13 protein-coding genes and 1 pseudogene are annotated in these 19,469 nt (G+C 41.0%); 8 read left to right on the top strand and 6 right to left on the bottom strand.

What is annotated here, in order from left to right; genetic code table 11:
• Positions 1-8: 8 nt before the first annotated feature.
• From CTN01_RS16455 to CTN01_RS16445, 3 genes and pseudogenes are all read right to left on the bottom strand, one after another.
• Positions 9-375: pseudogene (locus CTN01_RS16455) on the bottom strand (NAD(P)/FAD-dependent oxidoreductase); the annotation flags it as partial.
• Positions 376-612: 237 nt separating this feature from the next.
• Entirely contained in the window at positions 613-1,005 is a 393-nt protein-coding gene (locus CTN01_RS16450; protein WP_045084301.1) for a cupin domain-containing protein, read from the bottom strand.
• A 169-nt stretch (positions 1,006-1,174) separates the two neighbouring features.
• Entirely contained in the window at positions 1,175-1,417 is a 243-nt protein-coding gene (locus tag CTN01_RS16445; RefSeq protein WP_045129750.1) for a hypothetical protein, read from the bottom strand.
• Between the two features lie 430 nt (positions 1,418-1,847).
• On the opposite strand from CTN01_RS16445, the gene CTN01_RS16440 reads away from it, so the two are divergent.
• From CTN01_RS16440 to CTN01_RS16415, 6 genes are all read left to right on the top strand, one after another.
• Positions 1,848-2,294 (top strand): hypothetical protein, encoded by a 447-nt coding sequence (locus CTN01_RS16440; RefSeq protein WP_052666579.1) that lies wholly within the window; start codon positions 1,848-1,850, stop codon positions 2,292-2,294.
• Between the two features lie 232 nt (positions 2,295-2,526).
• Complete coding sequence (locus tag CTN01_RS16435; RefSeq protein WP_045148209.1) at positions 2,527-3,759, top strand: exonuclease SbcCD subunit D C-terminal domain-containing protein; 1,233 nt, start codon at positions 2,527-2,529, stop codon at positions 3,757-3,759.
• A 14-nt stretch (positions 3,760-3,773) separates the two neighbouring features.
• A complete protein-coding gene (locus CTN01_RS16430; protein WP_045148211.1) occupies positions 3,774-7,571 on the top strand; it encodes an AAA family ATPase in 3,798 nt (1,265 codons plus the stop codon).
• A 187-nt stretch (positions 7,572-7,758) separates the two neighbouring features.
• Positions 7,759-8,448 carry a phosphate regulon transcriptional regulator PhoB gene (gene phoB / locus CTN01_RS16425; protein WP_005369349.1) on the top strand — a complete coding sequence of 230 codons (690 nt, stop codon included), beginning with the start codon at positions 7,759-7,761 and terminating at the stop codon, positions 8,446-8,448.
• Between the two features lie 159 nt (positions 8,449-8,607).
• On the top strand, positions 8,608-9,939 hold the full coding sequence (gene phoR, locus CTN01_RS16420; RefSeq protein WP_005369347.1) for a phosphate regulon sensor histidine kinase PhoR: 1,332 nt from the start codon (positions 8,608-8,610) through the stop codon (positions 9,937-9,939).
• A 14-nt stretch (positions 9,940-9,953) separates the two neighbouring features.
• On the top strand, positions 9,954-10,964 hold the full coding sequence (locus tag CTN01_RS16415) for a PstS family phosphate ABC transporter substrate-binding protein (RefSeq protein ID WP_173425637.1): 1,011 nt from the start codon (positions 9,954-9,956) through the stop codon (positions 10,962-10,964).
• Positions 10,965-11,061: 97 nt separating this feature from the next.
• Here the strand turns inward: CTN01_RS16415 and ppx are convergent, their stop codons facing one another.
• From ppx to CTN01_RS16400, 3 genes are all read right to left on the bottom strand, one after another.
• A complete protein-coding gene (ppx, locus tag CTN01_RS16410; protein ID WP_045084297.1) occupies positions 11,062-12,582 on the bottom strand; it encodes an exopolyphosphatase in 1,521 nt (506 codons plus the stop codon).
• Between the two features lies 1 nt (position 12,583).
• Positions 12,584-14,671, bottom strand: a complete 2,088-nt coding sequence (ppk1, locus tag CTN01_RS16405; protein ID WP_045084296.1) for a polyphosphate kinase 1 — start codon at positions 14,669-14,671, stop codon at positions 12,584-12,586.
• 121 nt (positions 14,672-14,792) lie between these two features.
• On the bottom strand, positions 14,793-15,293 hold the full coding sequence (locus tag CTN01_RS16400; RefSeq protein ID WP_045148212.1) for a glycine cleavage system transcriptional repressor: 501 nt from the start codon (positions 15,291-15,293) through the stop codon (positions 14,793-14,795).
• 289 nt (positions 15,294-15,582) lie between these two features.
• Here CTN01_RS16400 and CTN01_RS16395 point away from each other — a divergent pair, with 289 nt between their 5' ends.
• Positions 15,583-17,814 carry an ABC transporter permease subunit gene (locus tag CTN01_RS16395; RefSeq protein WP_045148214.1) on the top strand — a complete coding sequence of 744 codons (2,232 nt, stop codon included), beginning with the start codon at positions 15,583-15,585 and terminating at the stop codon, positions 17,812-17,814.
• A 15-nt stretch (positions 17,815-17,829) separates the two neighbouring features.
• Positions 17,830-19,467 (top strand): phosphate ABC transporter permease PstA, encoded by a 1,638-nt coding sequence (gene pstA / locus CTN01_RS16390; RefSeq protein ID WP_045148215.1) that lies wholly within the window; start codon positions 17,830-17,832, stop codon positions 19,465-19,467.
• The last annotated feature ends 2 nt before the right edge of the window (positions 19,468-19,469 follow it).

Raw genomic sequence — 19,469 nt, 5'->3', positions numbered from 1 at the left:
TAAAGCCGTTATATTTTAGGTTTTAAAAGCGCTTTCATACGTTTAGCAACCATTAACTGAGAAACCGTAAACATGTTACAGATGGTTCTTTGGTGTAAACGGAAAATCGTATCGTAGATGTGGTGAATAAGTAGCCCATGTAATACAAATTGGCTTTTGGCTTTCCATTTCAGAGCTGGGAGAAAAAGAGCCAACTGCAAAGTAATGGCTAACCGCAACCACCATTCCGCGATCTTTAAAGATAAAGTCAGTGAACGGTTTACCATACAAAAAAACACCTAAACTTTTGGCTAAATGCTCAGCCGCGCGATTCGCCGCCTGTGCTTTTGGGGGAACAAAACTGCCATCGAGTTGTGGAATGGCAGCGCAATCACCGTCAACCTGTTAACAAAAATAAAAAGTTATTAGCCGATCATGAAAGAGCACTTTATTGAAAGGCGAAATGATAAGTTTAAAAATTACTATAGAGTCTAGGTGGGATCTTATGATCTTGTGGATATTTATTTTTTGCAATCCTTAGGGGGTAAGGATTCTATAATAGAATTAAATACTTAAGTCGCAAAAAGCCTTGAGCAAAACTCAAGGCTTTAGAGGATTCATTTGGCAATGAAATTATTTAGCAGGTGCGAAATCTGCTGCAGCTTGGCGGTGTGCTGTGTAGATTGCTTCGCCGTCACTTTCTGCATCGAAGATAACAGTAACGTCAGGTGAGAACAGAATAACGTCGCCCACTTCAGCAACGTATTTGTTGCCGTCGGTATCACGCATTACGATCTTACCTTTAGTAACCACTTTGTATTCTACTGAATCGTAGAAGTATTCAAACTCTACGCCTGGAGACATAGTGAAATGACCAATCGTCAATGGTGCGCTGTTGTTGGTTACAGCAACTTCAGCCATATCACTTTTTAAGCCTTCAACTTCTAACAGTTTGCTTAAATCATTTAGCTTAAAAGTACCTGATTTGATCAGAGTGATGCCTGGCTTTTCTGTTAATGTTGTCATTGGATTGACCTTATTTTTTATAATAAGACTGAAGTAGTGTATTCAGCCATTTGTAGGGCGTAACAAGAAGCAAAATAATTACTTTTTTATTAGTAATTAATGAAAAATATAAAGAAAAATAGTTAAACGGTAATAATAAAAAATGACTAGCGTTCGTTATGGCTAATGCTTACTTATCTGCTGCTGAAAGTAGCTTTTCAGAAAAGTTTAATGCAGCTGTGTGCTGTGAAAATACTAAGCCAGAGTGAGAACGCTCTGCGGTACTTTGTTTTTGGTAGTGACCAACATTAACTGCATTAGTTGTTGATTTATTAAAGTTAATGTTGCCAGTAAAGTTACCGTCTTTTGCTGCAGCAGTAAAAGATGTTGCGATAATAGCGGCTGCGATGGTTGCTTTAATAACTGTTTTCATGAGTAATAAAACCTTTTGTTTGAATTTTTGTGAACGCTTTTTGCGTTTCGATGTGGCTATATTAATTCTTTCAATAAGTAAAACAATTGCGTGATTTGGTAATTAATTATTACTCAATGGTAACAATGTGTATTGATGGTATGAATTAGGATCGGGATGGGGTATAGGTTATTGAATTTATGGAAAATGAAGTGAGTTACATTGTTGAATAATAAAATACAGAAGTGCTGAAACAGAGCAATTATGCTGTTTGATAACATTTTTACTTATATTGCGTGGCTATTGAAACGAGAAACGGTGATTTTTGCTTGGAGAAGGACGGCTTTAACTCATTTTTTATGTGAACACAGATTATATAGTGCATAAAAGATGTTTATTGTTAAATAGGGCTATTAAGAGCAAATCTATTTATTAATATGGAATAATGTTCATGAAGAAATTAGAGATCGCTGTAGTACAGTTAGATAGAGCAATAGAGCTTTTTTTGAATGAAAAAGACTATATTTGCTGCATTACTCTTGCTGGTGCTGCAGAGGAAATATTTGGTAAATATCTAACACATAATGGTAAAAAATCATTCAGTGATGATGCGCCTTATAAAATTAGAGAATGCTTTGACGTAGAAGATAACGATTCAAAGATAAGAAATGATCATCTTAATTTTGTGAAAAATGAACTTAAACACTTCAATGTTCCAGATAGAGAACAAATAAATGTCTATTGGGAAGGGCAAGCTTTCATGATGTTATCTAGAGCCGTCATTAACTATGTGAATATAACTGATGAAGAAAGCAGTTTAATTAATCGTTTTCATCAGTGGACATTAAATAACAGTGAGCGTATTAAAGAAACTGCGCAACAAAGTGATATTAGTTAGTACGCATAAATAGAGTTATTGTTAAATACACATTTAAAAGATCGCTTCATAGCGGTCTTTTTCATTTTACTCACCTAAAAACATACCTTGTTTCCCCAAACTAACTCCCTGACTTATTTATCAAAAATAAAATTCCGTGATAGCAGAGTAAGGCAGTGAAATAGCAGATGTGGTTTGGGAGATCTCACGGTACAATCAGCAGATTATTTCTGGCTAGGTTGCGCATTATATTATGAAAATTATCCATACCTCTGACTGGCACTTAGGGCATCAACTCCACGGTTATAACCGCGACTATGAACATCAAGCGTTCTTAGATTGGCTAGCCGATGAACTTGAAGCCCAGCAAGCGGATGCCTTGTTAGTCGCTGGCGATATTTTCGATACTGCCAACCCACCCGCTAGCGCATGGCGCATGTTATATCGCTTTTTGGCAAAAGTGTCGAAAGCCCTACCGAATTTAGATGTAGTGATGATTGGCGGTAACCATGATTCACCAAGTAAGCTTGATGCGCCTCATGAACTATTAAAAGCCTTTGATTTGCATATGGTTGGCGGTATCCATCGTTTAGAAGATGGTACCTTAGATGTTAAGCGTATGCTGGTGCCTATCACTAATAAAGATAAACAAACTGCCGCGTATGTACTCGCTGTGCCGTTTTTGCGCAGTGCCGATTTACGTACCGATCATCTTGATGAAAACGAAGACCGCTTAATTAAAGGGGTAGAAGTGCTATATAGCGATATGACCCAAGCCGCCCGTGAATTGCTTGCGCCAGAACAAGCGATGATCGGCATGGGACATGCGTATATGGCATCAGGGCAATTATCTGAAATGTCAGAACGCCGTGTACTTGGCGGTAATCAACATGCGTTACCAGCCTCAATTTTTGCTGATGATATGAGTTATGTCGCGCTTGGACATTTGCATCTAGCCCAAAAAGTGGCGAAGAAAGAGCATGTTCGTTATAGCGGTTCGCCGATTCCACTATCGATGTCAGAGCGTAATTATCCTCATCAAATTCTAGCGGTAGAATTTGATGGCAGTAACGTTAAAGCGATTGAAGAGATAATTATTCCTCGTTGTGTCGATATGCTTAAAGTGCCAACCAAACCCACACCGCTAGATGAAGTGTTAGCTGCATTAAAAGCCTTACCTGACGATGAATTGCCACGTGAGCAACAACCCTTTTTAGAAGTGCATGTGTTGCTTGATAAACCACAAGCCTTATTGCGTGAAAAAGTGCTGCAAGCATTAGAAGGCAAATCCGTTCGTCTTGCCAAAATTACGCCCCATTACAGCCACTGTGAGCAACAAGATAGCTTGCAACACCGTCGATTATCAGAGGTGTCGCCGCAACAAGTGTTCGCATTAAGTTGGAATAAGAAATTCGATGGTGAGCCAACCGAAGCAATGGCTGAAGCGTTTGAAACCCTATTAACTCAAGTTGAAGAACAAGAATAAGAGAGATAATAACAATGAAAATCCTTGCGCTTCGTGGTGAAAATTTAGCGAGTTTACAAACCAAATTTGAGATTGATTTTGCGGGTGGCAGATTAGGCGACGCTGGCTTGTTTGCGATCACAGGTAAAACAGGGGCAGGTAAATCAACCTTGCTCGATGCGATTTGTTTGGCGTTGTTTGATCGTATTCCGCGTTTGCAATCAAACAAAAAGAACGATGCTGAAATCGGTCGTGATGATGAAGATAACCGCATCAAAGCCAATGATGTGCGTAGTATTTTATCGCGCGGTAAAGGTGAAGGTTTTGCCGAAGTCGATTTTATTGCCAATGATGGCTCACATTGGCGTTCGCATTGGCATGTTCGTCGTGCGCGTGGTCGTGCAGAAGGCAAAATTCAAGCCGCTGAACAATGGTTAGAAAACATTGAAACAGGGCAGCGTTTCGCGGGTAAAAAACAAGAACTACAAGCGGAAATTGAAAAGCTGATCGGCTTGAGCTTCGATCAGTTTCGTCGTGCTGTGATGTTGCCACAAGGCGAATTCGCGGCATTTTTAAAAGCAGGAGCTGATGAACGTGCAGCACTGTTAGAGCGTATGACGGGCGGTGAAATCTACGGTCGATTATCTATTGCAGCTCATGAACGTGCCAAAGATGAAAAGCTAAAACTGACGCAACTTCAAGGTAAGTTAGGTGATATTGCACTGTTAACAGACGAAGAGCGCGAAGCATTAAATACTCAATTGGTCAGTGCTCGTGAACAAGTTAATAGTCAGCAACAAAAGTTAGAGCAACTAAAACAGCATCAAGATGTGTTGGTGAATGCTGAAAAACTGACTCAACGTATTGGTGAAAGTGAGCAGCAGTTAGTACAAGCCAAGCAAGACCAACAATTAGCCGCGCCGCGTTATCTGCAATTGACCAAATATGAGCAAGCACTGCCTGCTCGCGGTGATTTCACGCTATTAACCCAAGCACAGCAACAAGTGCTCAAGTGGCAGCAATCATTGCAATCAGCGACCGCTGAATTAACAGCTAAGCAGCAACAACAAGGGCAATTACAAACCCATGTAGAGCAAAGCCAGCAGCAATTAGCGCAAAAACAACAGCTGTTAACCGATCTTGAGCCAAAGCTAAAACAAGCGGCAAGTATTGAGCAAAAGCGTGATGCTTTACAGCAACAAAGCGCAGAGTTGCAGCAGCAATTTATTGGCTTAAATAAAGACCTCACGACCCAGCGTGAGCAACTTGTGAGTAAGCAACAACAGCAACAAGCCGCCCAGTTACAACAGCAACAAGTGACCGCTGCATTGGCTCAAACGCAAGGGGTAAAAGCCTTGGCTGAGCAGCAAAATGCGATTAAAGATAACATCAGCCAGTATCAACAAGCGCAAAGCCAAACTGCACAGCTGCAAACTGAAATAAAACAGCGTGAAACAACATTAACGAGCGTGGCGCAGCAGCAGATCCAATTGGATAAACAGTTATCAGCATTAGATCAGCAAAAGCTGCAATTAACGCAGCGAACCGCTGGGCACGATCTAACTGCATTAGAACAATTGCAAGATCAAGAACGCCAGCATTACGCTGCATATCAGCAATTAAGTAGTAAGCTTAAAGAGAGTTTATTCGGCCTAGATAAATGGCATGGTTTGCTTCAACAGCGCGATAAATCTCAGCTTCAGCAGCAAGGTTTAGTGACGAATATTGCTAGCAGTGAGCAACGTTTAGCGGCATTAGCGCCTGAGGTATTACAACTTGGTGCTCAGCATAAAGAAGTAGAGCTTCAGTTAAACCAAAGCCGTGCTGTCATGAGCTTAAATGACTATCGCGAGCAGCTTGTTGAAGGTGAAGCTTGCCCACTGTGTGGCTCTGAAAATCATCCTTATCAGCAGCATAATCCGCAAGTTGAAAGCATTATTAGCCAACAACAACAGCGATTACAGCAATTAGCCCAGCAATTACAAGATACTAATGCCGAGCAGCGCCAGCTAACTCAATCCATCACCCAAGATAAGCAACGTCAAACCGAGCTTGAGCAAGATATCGCAGGATTAAATAACAACATTCAAGGGTTAGTGAATCAGCAGCAGTGCCACTGGACAGACTTAATGGCAGTGGAACTTGATGCTATTACTTTGGTTGAAATTACCTTATCGACTGACAGCGATTTAGCTCAGCTTTCTCATTATCAAGCACATTGGTCACAAGCAGTCGATGATGCTAAATCGCAAATGCAGCAGATTAAAGTTCAGGGTGAACAGCGTAAAGTGCTGATTGAAGAGGTGAAGCAACAGCAGCTTCAATTACAGCAATTAACTAAGCAAGAAGCGGATCTGAAAGAGCAATGCTATCTGCTAACTCAGCAGCAAACTCAAGCGCAAGAACAACTTAATGCGTTTACGGCGCAGTCTAATAATGTGCAAAACGTGATAGCTGAAAGACAGCAGGCGTTAATGACAATCTATGGTAATGACGCATGGATAAATGCATTAGCTCAGCAAGGTAAAGCAGGCTTTATTGCCGATTTAGAGCGCCAAGTTCAACAATATCAAACCAATATTGAGCAACAATTACTGCTTGAAAAACAGCTAACAGAGCTTGCACCAGTGCTCGCGACATTAACCAATAGCGTTCAGCATGGTGAGCAACAAGCCGATGAGTTAACGGCAAAAGTAGCCCGTCTTGCTCAAGAGCAACAGGTTTGTTGGCAACAACGTATTGAGCTTATTGGCGATCAGCCACTCGATACGATTGAACGCTCAGCTAAAGCCGATGTTGACGCACAGCAGCAACAATGCCAACAGCGACAAACACAATTAAACCAATTGGCAGAAGTGATTGCAGCAGAGTTAACCAAACATCAGAACGCGACCCAACAACTAGCAGAATATGAAACAGCACAACAGAATCTACAACAAGTGTGGCAAGCATGGTTGGAAAAACTCGCGTTAACTGAGGCTGAGTTAACGGCGTTATTAAGTCACGATGAGGCATGGTTACAGCAAGAGCGCAGTGAGTTAAAACAGCTAGAGCAAGCGGTGTCGCAAGGTGAAACCATTGTTAAAGAAAGACAGCAAGCACAGGTAGATTATCAGCCGACGGTTGAATTAGCCAAGCAGTGGTTTAGCGCACATGACATTAGTGATGACGCCTTAACTCAACAGCAATTGTTTAGCCAATGGCAGACGGAAAAATCGCAACTTGATGATCAAGTCTTCCAATTGCGTCAGCGCTTAGATTTAGGCGAGCAAGCTGAGAAACAAGCTGGTGATCTTCGCTCAGCATTAACCACCCAGCAAACGCAAACCGAGCTATGGATGGAAATGAGCGATTTAATCGGCTCGGCTACGGGTAATAAATTCCGTACCTTGGCTCAAGGATTAACGCTGCAACAGCTAGTGATTAATGCTAACCATCACTTGCAAGATCTTGCGCCACGTTATGCGTTACAACCGGTACCGGGAAGCCCGTTGGCGTTGCAGGTTATCGATCATGATATGGGTGATGAAGTACGTAGTGTGGAATCGCTCTCGGGGGGCGAGAGTTTCTTAGTGTCGTTGTCTTTGGCTTTAGCCTTAGCTTCTCTGGCGGCAGATACGCGTCAACTTGGCTCTCTGTTTATTGATGAAGGATTTGGCACCCTAGATCCCGATAGTTTAGAAATGGCATTAGCCTGCCTTGACGCACTTCAAGCTGATGGTCGACAAATTGGCGTTATCTCCCACGTTGGCACTTTAGTTGAGCGTATCGGGGTGCAAGTGGCTGTTGAAGCACAAGGTGGCGGACGTAGTAATATTGCCATAAAAGATTAATATAAATACACATTAACTCATTGTAATTATTTAATATTCATCTCGTTATTTTATAAATTGTGAGAGTATTTAAATGCTACGTATTCAACTTGGTTTATACTTTTATTACAATAAGTCACAAAAGTGTAATATTAAGAACACATAATGGCGCATGTCAGATGAAGCAAACGACTAGGTATATTTGATTATGGTAAGACGGATTCTTGTGGTAGAAGATGAAGCTCCAATTCGTGAAATGCTATGTTTCGTGTTGGAGCAAAAGGGCTATCAAGCGATCGAAGCTGAGGACTATGACACAGCACTAGAAAAAATGTGCGAACCTTATCCTGAGCTTATTCTCATGGACTGGATGTTACCCGGCGGTTCAGGTATTAACCTGATCAAACACCTTAAGCGCGATGAACTTACACGCCAAATCCCTGTTGTTATGTTAACAGCACGTGGTGAGGAAGAAGATAAGGTTCGTGGTCTTGAAGTAGGTGCGGATGATTACATCACCAAACCATTCTCTCCGAAAGAGTTAATGGCACGCTTAAAAGCCGTTATGCGTCGTGTGTCACCAACAGCATTAGATGATGTTATTGATGTGCAAGGACTTAAATTAGATCCTGTATCGCACCGTGTGACATCGGATGATGAGCCATTAGAGATGGGCCCAACAGAGTTTAAAATGTTGCACTTCTTTATGACGCACCAAGAGCGCGTTTATAGTCGTGAACAGTTACTTAATAATGTTTGGGGCACTAACGTTTATGTTGAAGATCGTACTGTTGATGTTCACATTCGTCGTTTACGTAAAGCGTTAGAATCAGGCGGACACGATAAGATGGTGCAAACGGTACGTGGAGCAGGTTATCGCTTCTCAACTCGCCCATAGTAGTGATTCACAACCCACACTCGGGTTGGCTATATAAATAAAAATACGAGCCTTCACCCATTATCGCAGTTCGATAAGGTTGGAGGTTGTGTTGTTTGTACGAGTAAAGAAATTTAATGTAACGGATCCATACCATAACTCCGTTGCAAGGAGTAAAGCATGGTCGAAAGATTGTCATGGAAAAAATTGGTATGGGAGTTAATTCTGTTTTATCTACCGTGGATCATCCTTGGTATGATTTTCGGTTATTTACCATGGTTTTTACTCGTCGCAACTTGGATTCAACTGATTTGGCATTTCCACAATCAATTGAAAATGTCAGATTGGTTATGGAAAGATCGTAGCCTTACTCCTCCTTCTGGCTCTGGTAGTTGGGAGCCGCTATTTAATGGCATGTATCGTTTACAACAACGTAACCGTCGTCGCCGTAAAGAACTCACCACCCTAATTCGTCGTTTCCGTAATGGTGCTGAATCATTGCCCGATGCGGTTGTTGTATTCCGTAGTGAAGGCAATATCGTTTGGTGCAATAAATTAGCCCAGCAATTATTGGGCTTACGTTGGCCTGATGATGCGGGTCAACCTATCAGTAACTTATTAAGAAGCCCTGATTTTGTCCGTTATCTGGCAAGACAATCTTTTGATACGCCATTAGAAATCACTTCACCTATGAACTATGACCGTACCCTCGAGCTAAGGATCATGCGTTATACCGAAGGTGAGTATTTGATGGCGGTACGTGATGTATCTCAGCTTAAACAGCTTGAAGGTATGCGTCGTAATTTCTTTGCTAACGTTTCTCACGAATTGCGCACGCCAATGACGGTGCTGCAAGGTTATCTTGAAATGTCGTCAGATCCTGACATGTTATCGGGACCGATGTGGGATCGTGCACATGGGGTGATGACGGAGCAATTAGCACGAATGAATGCGCTAGTTGAACAGTTATTAACCTTGTCAAAAATTGAAGCCGCTCCAACCATTGAGTTAGAGGAAGTGGTGGATGTGCCTGCGATGTTAGATATTTTAGAAAAAGAAGCGATCTCACTCAGTGGTGATAAAAATCAGCACTTTAATTTCGAGATTGATCAGAGCTTAAGTGTCTTAGGTGATGATGATCAGCTACGTAGTGCAATTTCTAATTTAGTTTATAACGCGGTTAAACATACTCCAAGTGATGCTGATATTACGGTTCGTTGGTATCGCTCGCCTAACGGCGCAAGATTAGAAGTAACAGATAGCGGTGAGGGCATTGAAGCTCAGCATATTCATCGCTTAACAGAGCGTTTCTATCGTGTGGATAAAGCCCGTTCTCGTGAAACTGGCGGTAGTGGTTTAGGACTGGCGATTGTTAAACATGCTTTGAGCCACCATGACTCCCATTTAGAAATCGAAAGTGAGCTTGAAAAGGGCAGTACCTTTGCATTTACGCTACCGTCTCGATTAATTGCAGATAACACTCAAACGGCTGAATTAGCCGGTGATATTTAGAAGTGATTAAAGAGATGAAATGTATGGATAAGCGATTGAAATCTTTTGTTGGGGTATTGTTGTTATTACTAGCTGGCAGCACTCAGGCTGAAACTGAAACATCCAGTATAGAAACATCAAGCGTTAAAGTTGCAGAGACTAGCTTATTGCCTTATCAAAAAGTGAGTGGCATTTCGGGTAACTTGTCGTCAGTTGGTTCGGATACCCTAGCGAACTTAATGACTTATTGGGCGGAAGAATTTAAACGTCGCTATCCAAACGTCAATATTCAAATTCAAACCGCAGGCTCATCAACAGCGCCAACCGCATTAATTGAAGCAACAGCACAACTTGGCCCGATGAGCCGAGCAATGAAAAACAAAGAAATTGAAGCATTTGAGCAAGAATATGGTTATAAACCGACTGCGATTAAAGTTGCTGTCGATGCGCTTGCGGTGTTTGTGCATGAAGATAATCCATTAAAGGGGATTAACTTTGAGCAGTTAGATGCGATTTATTCACGAACATTGCGTTGTGGTGCATTAAAGCCAATTACCGAATGGGGACAGCTAGGCTTACCCGGTAGCTGGAAAGATCGTGGTATTCAGATCTATGGACGAAATTCAGTTTCAGGGACGTATGGTTATTTTAAAAAGCATGCGCTGTGTCGTGGGGATTTTCGTAACAATGTTAATGAGCAACCGGGATCGGCATCAGTTGTACAATCGGTATCAACTTCATTAAATGCGATTGGCTATTCTGGGATAGGCTATAAAACGACAGGGATTAAAGCGATACCTGTGGCTCGTGAAGGGGATGATTACGTTGAAGCGACGATTGAGAATTCCGTCAGTGGTCATTACCCATTATCACGCTTTTTATATATTTATGTTAATAAACACCCGAACAAGCCGTTAGCACCGATGGAAGGTGAATTTCTGCGCTTTATTCTATCGAGTGACGGCCAGAAAATTGTCCAAAAAGATGGTTATATTCCGTTGCCCGTAAAGGTTGTTGAACAAAATATGGCGGCGCTTGGGCTGTAACTGTGGATGATGTTTACTGCCTAATACGGCAAGTATAAATCTTTAATTAACAACGCCAGCATATCGCTGGCGTTGTTGTTTTAGCTGTTAGGTATAACTATGAGTCACTCAATTCATTAACTTCTAACATCCATCCTGCTTTATGCCAATATTCTTGTTCTGTTCGCATATCTGCTGCGAGTAATTTATTTTCTGTTGTCCAACCTTTAGGTAAGGTTAATTGCCAGTGTTCTTTATCGGCCTTAACTTTTATGTGTGGTAATGGTTCATCACTGCGCTGCCCATTTAACACCACGGCTATACGTAAGGTACGAATTAATGGGTAAAGATGCTTACGTTTGTAGATGGTCAATTCGGGCATTTCAGTCAGTTTTAATGTTTTACGTTGATAGCGTACTAACGTTGAAAGTACTGTTTGTTGTTCGATATTAAATCCAGGCATAGTGCTATACCGAAGTAAGTATGCACTATGGCGGTGAAATCCGGGATAGCTAATATTTAGGCCAACCTCATGAAGTAACGCGCCCCATGATAGCAAGGTCGATAATTCATTTTTGTTCATGCCCGGTTGAGTATCTATTTGATCGTAAATTTCAATCGCAGTTGTTTGAACACGTTTCGCTTGTGTAGTGTCTATATTGTATTGTTTTGCCATTGCATCAGCGGTACGAATACGAATATCACTGTGACGGAATCGCTGCTCCATTTCATACAGTAACCCCTCGCGTAATGCGCCACTGGAAAAATGCATATCATCAATATCAAGTGCTTCAAATACGGCACTTAAAATCGCTACTCCAGCGGCAAAAACAGGTTTTCTCTCATCAGTTAAGCCCGGAAGTTCGAGATCATCTTGGTGTTTAAAGGCACTAATTTGATCAAGTAATCGGTGTAAACGAGATGATGTGATCACCCCATCGCTATGACCTTGAGCGATTAACACTTCACGGATCGCTTTAATGGTGCCAGATGAACCTAAGGTTTTATCCCATCCAATATCGGTATATTTACTGGCGATACTTTCAAGCTTCTGGCGTGCTGCAAGTTGGGCCGCCGCAATGTTTTTACGACTGAGTTTTCCATTAGAAAAAAACAGTTTGTTGTAGCTTACACACCCCATATGCTTGCTATATAAAATATGGGTATCAAAGTCTTCACCAATGACTAATTCAGTGCTACCGCCACCGATATCGATCACCAGTTTTTTACCTTTATCGGGTTGGGTATGTGCAACTCCAAGATAAATTAAGCGGGCTTCTTCTGTTCCGGGAATGATCTCGATGGGGAAGGGTAAAATACGCTCAGCTCGTTGGAGAAAAATATGGGCATTTTGCGCCTGACGTAACGTATACGTTGCCGCGATACGGACATTTTCAGGTTTAAAGCCTTGTAGTCTTTCGGCAAACATTGCAAGGCAGCTTAAGCCGCGATTCATGGCGGCTTGATCAAGGTTTAAATGTTTATCAAGCCCAGATGCAAGGTGGACTCGTTGTTTATGACGACTGACAATTTGAAGGCTTTGACCAACAATGCGAGCCACAACCATATGAAAGCTATTTGAACCGATATCGATAGCTGCTATTTCACGAGGTTGTGGCGAAGAATTAGTTTTTGTCATCTTATTTCTCTGTTTTTTCAGCGTGCTTTTTCAGTTTCTTCTCGCTGTGTTTCAGATAATCATAAATGGCCGTTTGTGAGCGAATTTTACGTCTATTGCCACGCGGTACATAGTGGTTATGCATGCCTTCATCGATAATGCGTGCTTTGACGGTATCGCAAAGTTGGATATTGAGAATATCGATAATTCGTTGTTTTAACACCGGTGAATTAATAGGGCACCCAACTTCAATGCGGTTATCAATATTACGGCTCATCCAATCAGCAGATGAAATATAAACGTCATTATCACCATTATTTTCAAATACCGCGACGCGAGGGTGCTCTAGAAATCTGTCGATAATACTGATCGCGGTAATGTTTTCACTGATCCCTTTAATGCCGGGGATTAATGAACACATACCTCGAACAATCAATTTGATTTTCACACCATTGTTACTGGCTTGATATAGCATATTAATCAAGCCTCTATCGACGAGGTTATTGACCTTAAGTGTAATACCAGATGGTAATTTTTGCTTGGCGTGAGCTATTTCTCTATCAATGAGTTCATACAATCGAGAGCGAGAGTTACGAGGAGAGACGATTAAATGGTTAAATTCAACCGGGCGATACGGGTTCGCAATATAAGCAAAGACTTGTTTTACTTCATCAGTAATGGCTTTATCACAGGTTAAGAGTGAAAAGTCAGTATAAATTCGAGCGGTTTTTTCATTAAAGTTACCCGTACCGATATGCGCATATCGAACCAGTTCGCCTGATTCTTTACGGGTTATTAAGCAAAGTTTGGAGTGGATTTTTAACCCCGGCACACCAAAAATAACGTTTACTCCAGCCTCTGTGAGACACCTTGCCCATTCTATATTGGCTTCTTCATCAAAGCGCGCTTGCAGTTCAACAACAACGGTTACATTTTTACCGTTGTTGGCAGCATCAATCATAGATTCAATAATGCGTGAATTTTTAGCGACACGATAAATATTGATTTTAATGCTACGAACTTTGGGATCATAAGAGGCTTGTCGTACCAACTCTGTAATATGACTAAAGGTGTGGTACGGGTAATACAATAAAATATCTTGCGCTTTTATGGCATCAAAGGCATTACGAGCTGATGTGAATTGATAGCTTTTAATTGGTGGGAGATCTTTGTTCTCTAAATAGCTTCTACCAACATTAGGGAAACCAATAAAGTCTTTAAAATTGTGATAACGGCCACCGGGGATCACACTGTCATAGCTTGATACTTGAAGTTTATCGCACAACACATTGATCATGTCACCGGGCATATCGCGTTGATACACAAAGCGTACAGGCATAGCTGTTAGGCGTTGATTTAGCCCTTCTGACATTTGTTCTAGCAAGCTGTGCTCAACTTCTTGGCTGAGATCGTATTCTGCATCACGGGTCATTTTCATCGCAAATACGGCAAGATCGTCATATTCAAAAAAGCCGTTGAATAAATCATCGATACAAAGTCGAATAATATTATCAAGCAATATAAGGGTTTTATGGCGTTTCCCCTTAGTTTTCGGTAATTGAACAAAACGAGGCAGTTGATCGGTTGGGATCTCTATTAACGCATAATGGGTCTCACTGTTTTTAGTTATAGCGACAGCAAGATAGGAGCATTCATCCTTGAGTACTTGCAGTATGTCGACATCCTCAGTGAGTAAAATTGGGGTAACATGAGGTAAAATGGCGTGTTGGAAATAATGTTTTAGCCATGCTTTCTGGCAGTCTTCTAACTGTAATTCATTGACTAAAAAGATATGACGACGCGCCATTTCTAACAATATTTCATTGTATAGCGTATCAAAATCTTGATTTAACTTTAGTACTCGACTTTGGATCTTACTCAATAATTGCTTGGCTTGATCACTGCCACCTTGTTCTTCATGAATTAAGATCTGGCGCTTCACATCAGCAAAGCGCACTTTATAGAACTCATCTGTATTGCTGGAAAAAATACCGAGAAAGCGTACTCGCTCAATGAGAGGAACAGACTTATCTGCTGCTTCTTGTAACACTCGTTCGTTAAAAGAGAGCCAACTTAGCTCTTTTTCAATATATAGATTTTCGGTAGTCATGCTCGGTGTTCGTCCTTGTTGCTTTGCATTACAAAATTAAGCTGTTTGTGGCAAATATAAGGCATTAGCGTTACAGTGAGATGTAAATTTGAGTGATTGTTTTATCAGCCAAATATTTTAATTATTGTTCAACATCTATGGTTAAATCGTCGGCCAATAATTCTAATTGTTCTTGTACGGTATCAATGGTGAGATCGGTTGGCAGATCGAGTTGAAATTGCGCGGTAAAAATAGGGTATCCCCAGTTTGGGGCGCTTTCCGTTTTAGTTTTGAGCTTGTAGATGTTTATGCCCAGTTGATGTAGATGGGTAGTGACGTCTTTAACAATTCCTAATCGATCATTACCTGTCACGGTTAACTTCTGCATTTGCTGTTGTGAGGAAGCTTTGATTTGTGCCTCGACAATGTGGATCTGTAGCCCCGAAATTTGCGATAATGCATCGCTAAGTTGTTGAATATGTTGAGGTGAAACTTCAACCTGAACAATTCCAGCAAATTGGCCACTCAGTTGAGTTAATGAACTCTTTAGCCAATTTGCATGATTGTTATATACCGTGTCTGAAAGTTGCTCTACCAGTCCCGTTTTATCTTTACCTATAACAGTAATAATGAGTTGTTTCATTACAGCTCTCCTTATTTGTAATGGTTGTTGATGCAGTGACAATTAAGCAACAAACTGATTGATACTTATCAATAATTATCCTAATAACAATTTATGCTGTCTATGGCTGAAATGGACACAAATGAGTAAATGCGTAAGTTGTCATGATTTATTGATTGTTAATGACATTCTCTTTCAGTTCTGATTTATAAATCTGTGCGATATGTAATATTTGGTAAATATCACCTGTAATAAAAGTGTCATGTAATGGAAATACACTTTAGTTCGTATAAATAGGTTTGAGGTAATAATGGCACACGCCAGTTCGTTTTTAATGGGAGAAAATCATCTTCGCCGAATGAAAGATAAGTTAGCGCGCTGGGGGGTGACGGCTGGCGGTATTTTTGTACTTGTAACCTTGGTACTGATTTTTTTCTATTTACTCTACGTTATTGTTCCGATTTTCTCTTCTGTTTCGGTTAAACCAGCCTTCCATTTCTCATTGACCTTGCCGGGTCAGACTGCGCGAGTAGGAATTGATGATAGTAATACCTTAGCTTATCGTTTTACTACTGACGGCCAGGTAGATTTTATTCGTTTATCGCCACCACCAGCATCAGGACAGGTGATTAAACAACAGACACTCGTTAATGATCCTACTGCCGTTGCAACCAGTTTGCCACGTGATGGATTGGTTGCCTATGCATTGTCGGGCGGGCAAGTAAAAATAGTGAAAGCTGATTTTAATTTCACGTTTGATCAAAACAAAAAGCAGCTATTTCCGGTTATTGATTACCCTGTTGGAAAAGCGCCATTATCTGTCGTTGCTAAACAAGATGTTATTGAGAAATTAGCCGTATCTGGGCGTGATAACACTATTATTTTAGCCGCTTATACTAACCAAGATAAGCTTTCAGTGGTTAGGTTCTCCCATTCTGAAATGAGCGCGTCAGGAGATAAAACATGGCACCAATTTCAATTTAATATTGATGATGTGCCAGCTAATGTTGAGCAACTTGTATTAACACCTGACGGTAAAACACTTTATGTCTTAAGTGGTAAGACACTCTTTACTTACTCTCTTCAACACCAGCAAGCGGTATTAAGAGAAACAACAAAACTATCCAATGATAAAACAGTAACGCCAGAGAAGATTAATTTATTGTCAGGGGCTAACTCCTTATTAGTAACAAACTCTAATAATACGATCACCCAATGGTTTGAAGTGGTCAAAGATGAGAAACGTCAATTAGTGAAGGTGCGAGATTTTCTTTTTTCTTCTAGCCCTATTGTGAAAATCGTTCCTGAGTATTACCGCAAAGGCTTCTTTGTTATTCAACAAGATGGTCGAGTATCGGCTTATTATACCTCTGAGCGTGATGTGATTTATCAAGATCAGGTATTTGATACTGTCCCCCAAGATATCGCCATATCACCGAAAGCGAATATGTTGCTTACGCTAGATAATGGTAAGTGGCAAACCTATAAAGTGAATAATTCCCATCCGGATATTGGTATTTCATCACTGTGGCAAAAAGTGTGGTATGAGGGATATCCTGAGCCTGATTACGTTTGGCAATCAACATCAGCAAGCGATGAGTTTGAACCTAAATTAAGCTTGGTACCGATTATTTTCGGTACATTGAAAGCTGCGGTTTATTCAATGTTATTTGCGATACCGTTGGCACTGGCGGGAGCGATTTATACCGCTTACTTCATGTCATCTAAAGTACGCCGAATAATCAAACCAACGATTGAATTAATGGAAGCTTTACCGACGGTTATCTTAGGTTTTTTAGCTGGAATTTGGCTTGCACCTATCGTTGATCAGAACCTGACAGGGGTTGCATTAAGTTTTATTACCTTGCCAATAAGCATGATTGTGATTGGTTTTATTTGGTCGATGTTACCTGGACAATGGCGATCACGTATCCCTCATGGTTTTCACATCGCTATTTTGATCCCGATGATAATACTTGTCGGTTATGGTTGTTTTGCTGTTAGTCCTTGGTTGTCCCAGTGGCTATTTGGCAGCGATTTACAAAGTTATTTATCTCATCATTATGGTATTGGGTACGATCAACGTAATGCCTTAATTGTCGGTATCGCAATGGGTTTTGCGGTAATCCCCACTATTTTCACGATTGCAGAAGATGCGGTGTTCTCTGTCCCTAGCCATTTAACGAAAGGCTCACTGGCATTAGGTGCGACTCAATGGCAAACCTTAACCAAGGTGGTATTGCTAACAGCAAGCCCGGGTATTTTTTCTGCGGTAATGATGGGGTTAGGTCGAGCTGTTGGAGAAACGATGATTGTATTGATGGCTACGGGGAATACACCTGTCATGGATTGGGATTTATTACAGGGGTTAAGAACGTTGGCTGCAACCATTGCGATTGAAATGCCTGAATCTGAAGTGGCAAGTTCGCATTATCGAGTATTGTTTTTAGCGGCGTTTGTATTATTCGTCTTTACCTTTGTATTCAATACAATCGCTGAGGTTGTGAGGCAACGTTTACGTGAAAAATACAGTTCACTATAAGAGAGGGAGGTGATCATGATTAAATGGTTTAAATCCGGCTCTCCTTGGATTTGGGTAACTGCGGGTGCGGTTAGCCTAAGCCTTGTTGCTGTTTTAGGATTACTATTACTTATTGGTTATAAAGGCTTAAGCTACTTTTGGCCTTCACCTGTTTATCAATTCGATATCGATATTGCAGGTAAAAATCAAACCGTGATTGGTGAGTTGTATGACAGTAAAGCGATCCCGTTGCAGCAATTGCGTGAAGCTGGGGTTGATGTGTCTCATATGCCAGGTCCGGTTGAGATGCGTTATCTCATCAAAATTGGTAATCGTGAACGAGTGGGGACTGACTTTTTTACGGTATTAAAAAGCCAAATAAAACACCAAGAAATAGCGAAAGATATTGCTGTTGTCGATCGAGAAACGAATGGTAAGTTTTATGGCTATCCTATCGCAATAATGGCAAATGGTGTGCGTAATAGCATGGACTATTTACCTGTCGCGCTAAGTGAAGCTTCTGAAATTAGAACTGAATTAAAGAAATTACAACAGATTGAAATTGCAGATACGAATTGGCATTTAGAAAAACTACGTTTAGAAAAACGTCAATTAGTCTTAAAAGATAAATTAACGCCTGACGAAAAAACACGAATTGAACGAGAGGAACTGAACTATAAAACGATTTATAAAAACATTGAAAATCGTTTGTTTTCGCTACAGTCTCAATTAGATAGTGCCAGTTTATTACTTCGAGATAGCCAAGGTAAAACAATCACCTTATCGATGTCTCAAGTATTAGATATTTGGTATCCCAATAATTTAACCTTCATTGAAAAGTTTCAGCATTGGGGGAAACAGGTTTATAAGTTTTTAACCGAAGCACCCCGTGAAGCTAATACCGAAGGCGGTGTTTTTCCGGCAATCTTTGGTACGGTATTTATGGTATTGCTAATGAGTGTCATGGTGACGCCATTAGGTGTGTTAGCCGCAATTTATCTTCATGAATATGCAGGGAATAATAACTTTACAAAGGTCATACGTATTGCGGTGATTAATCTTGCGGGTGTACCGTCTATTGTCTATGGAGTGTTCGGGTTAGGCTTTTTTGTGTACATGGTAGGGGGGACAATTGATGATGTCTTTTTCTCTGCCCAATTGCCGACACCAACATTTGGCACCCCTGGGATTTTATGGTCGGCATTAACATTGGCGATCATGACATTACCGGTTGTTATTGTTTCAACAGAAGAAGGTTTATCGCGAATACCGAGTTCGGTGAGAAATGGTTCTTTGGCATTAGGCGCAACTCAAGCTGAAACGTTATGGCGTATAGTGCTCCCTATGGCAAGCCCTGCAATTATGACCGGGTTGATTTTAGCGGTGGCAAGGGCGGCGGGAGAAGTAGCACCTTTGATGTTAGTTGGGGTTGTAAAAATGGCACCAACATTACCCGTTGATGTTCATTTTCCTTTTGTTCACCTTGATCGTAAGTTTATGCATTTGGGGTATCATATTTATGATGTTGCGTTCCAAAGCCCGAATGTTGAAGCGGCAAGACCCTTGGTTTACGCGACGTCATTTTTATTAGTGACGGTGATTGTAAGTTTGAATTTAACCGCAATTGGGATCCGTAATCATCTGCGTGAAAAATTTCGCTCGTTAGAGTTGTGAGC

Source organism: Photobacterium angustum, assembly GCF_003026365.1.
GTDB lineage: Bacteria > Pseudomonadota > Gammaproteobacteria > Enterobacterales > Vibrionaceae > Photobacterium > Photobacterium angustum.
Note: the sequence above shows the minus strand (reverse complement) of the source record. Positions and strands in the feature narration are given on the sequence as shown.

Coding starts and splice junctions, on each gene's coding strand:
- CTN01_RS16450 (WP_045084301.1), bottom strand. CDS start 1,005: ATGACAACATTAACAGAAAAGCCAGGCATCACTCTGATCAAATCAGGT.
- CTN01_RS16445 (WP_045129750.1), bottom strand. CDS start 1,417: ATGAAAACAGTTATTAAAGCAACCATCGCAGCCGCTATTATCGCAACA.
- CTN01_RS16440 (WP_052666579.1), top strand. CDS start 1,848: ATGAAGAAATTAGAGATCGCTGTAGTACAGTTAGATAGAGCAATAGAG.
- CTN01_RS16435 (WP_045148209.1), top strand. CDS start 2,527: ATGAAAATTATCCATACCTCTGACTGGCACTTAGGGCATCAACTCCAC.
- CTN01_RS16430 (WP_045148211.1), top strand. CDS start 3,774: ATGAAAATCCTTGCGCTTCGTGGTGAAAATTTAGCGAGTTTACAAACC.
- phoB (WP_005369349.1), top strand. CDS start 7,759: ATGGTAAGACGGATTCTTGTGGTAGAAGATGAAGCTCCAATTCGTGAA.
- phoR (WP_005369347.1), top strand. CDS start 8,608: ATGGTCGAAAGATTGTCATGGAAAAAATTGGTATGGGAGTTAATTCTG.
- CTN01_RS16415 (WP_173425637.1), top strand. CDS start 9,954: ATGAAATGTATGGATAAGCGATTGAAATCTTTTGTTGGGGTATTGTTG.
- ppx (WP_045084297.1), bottom strand. CDS start 12,582: ATGACAAAAACTAATTCTTCGCCACAACCTCGTGAAATAGCAGCTATC.
- ppk1 (WP_045084296.1), bottom strand. CDS start 14,671: ATGACTACCGAAAATCTATATATTGAAAAAGAGCTAAGTTGGCTCTCT.
- CTN01_RS16400 (WP_045148212.1), bottom strand. CDS start 15,293: ATGAAACAACTCATTATTACTGTTATAGGTAAAGATAAAACGGGACTG.
- CTN01_RS16395 (WP_045148214.1), top strand. CDS start 15,583: ATGGCACACGCCAGTTCGTTTTTAATGGGAGAAAATCATCTTCGCCGA.
- pstA (WP_045148215.1), top strand. CDS start 17,830: ATGATTAAATGGTTTAAATCCGGCTCTCCTTGGATTTGGGTAACTGCG.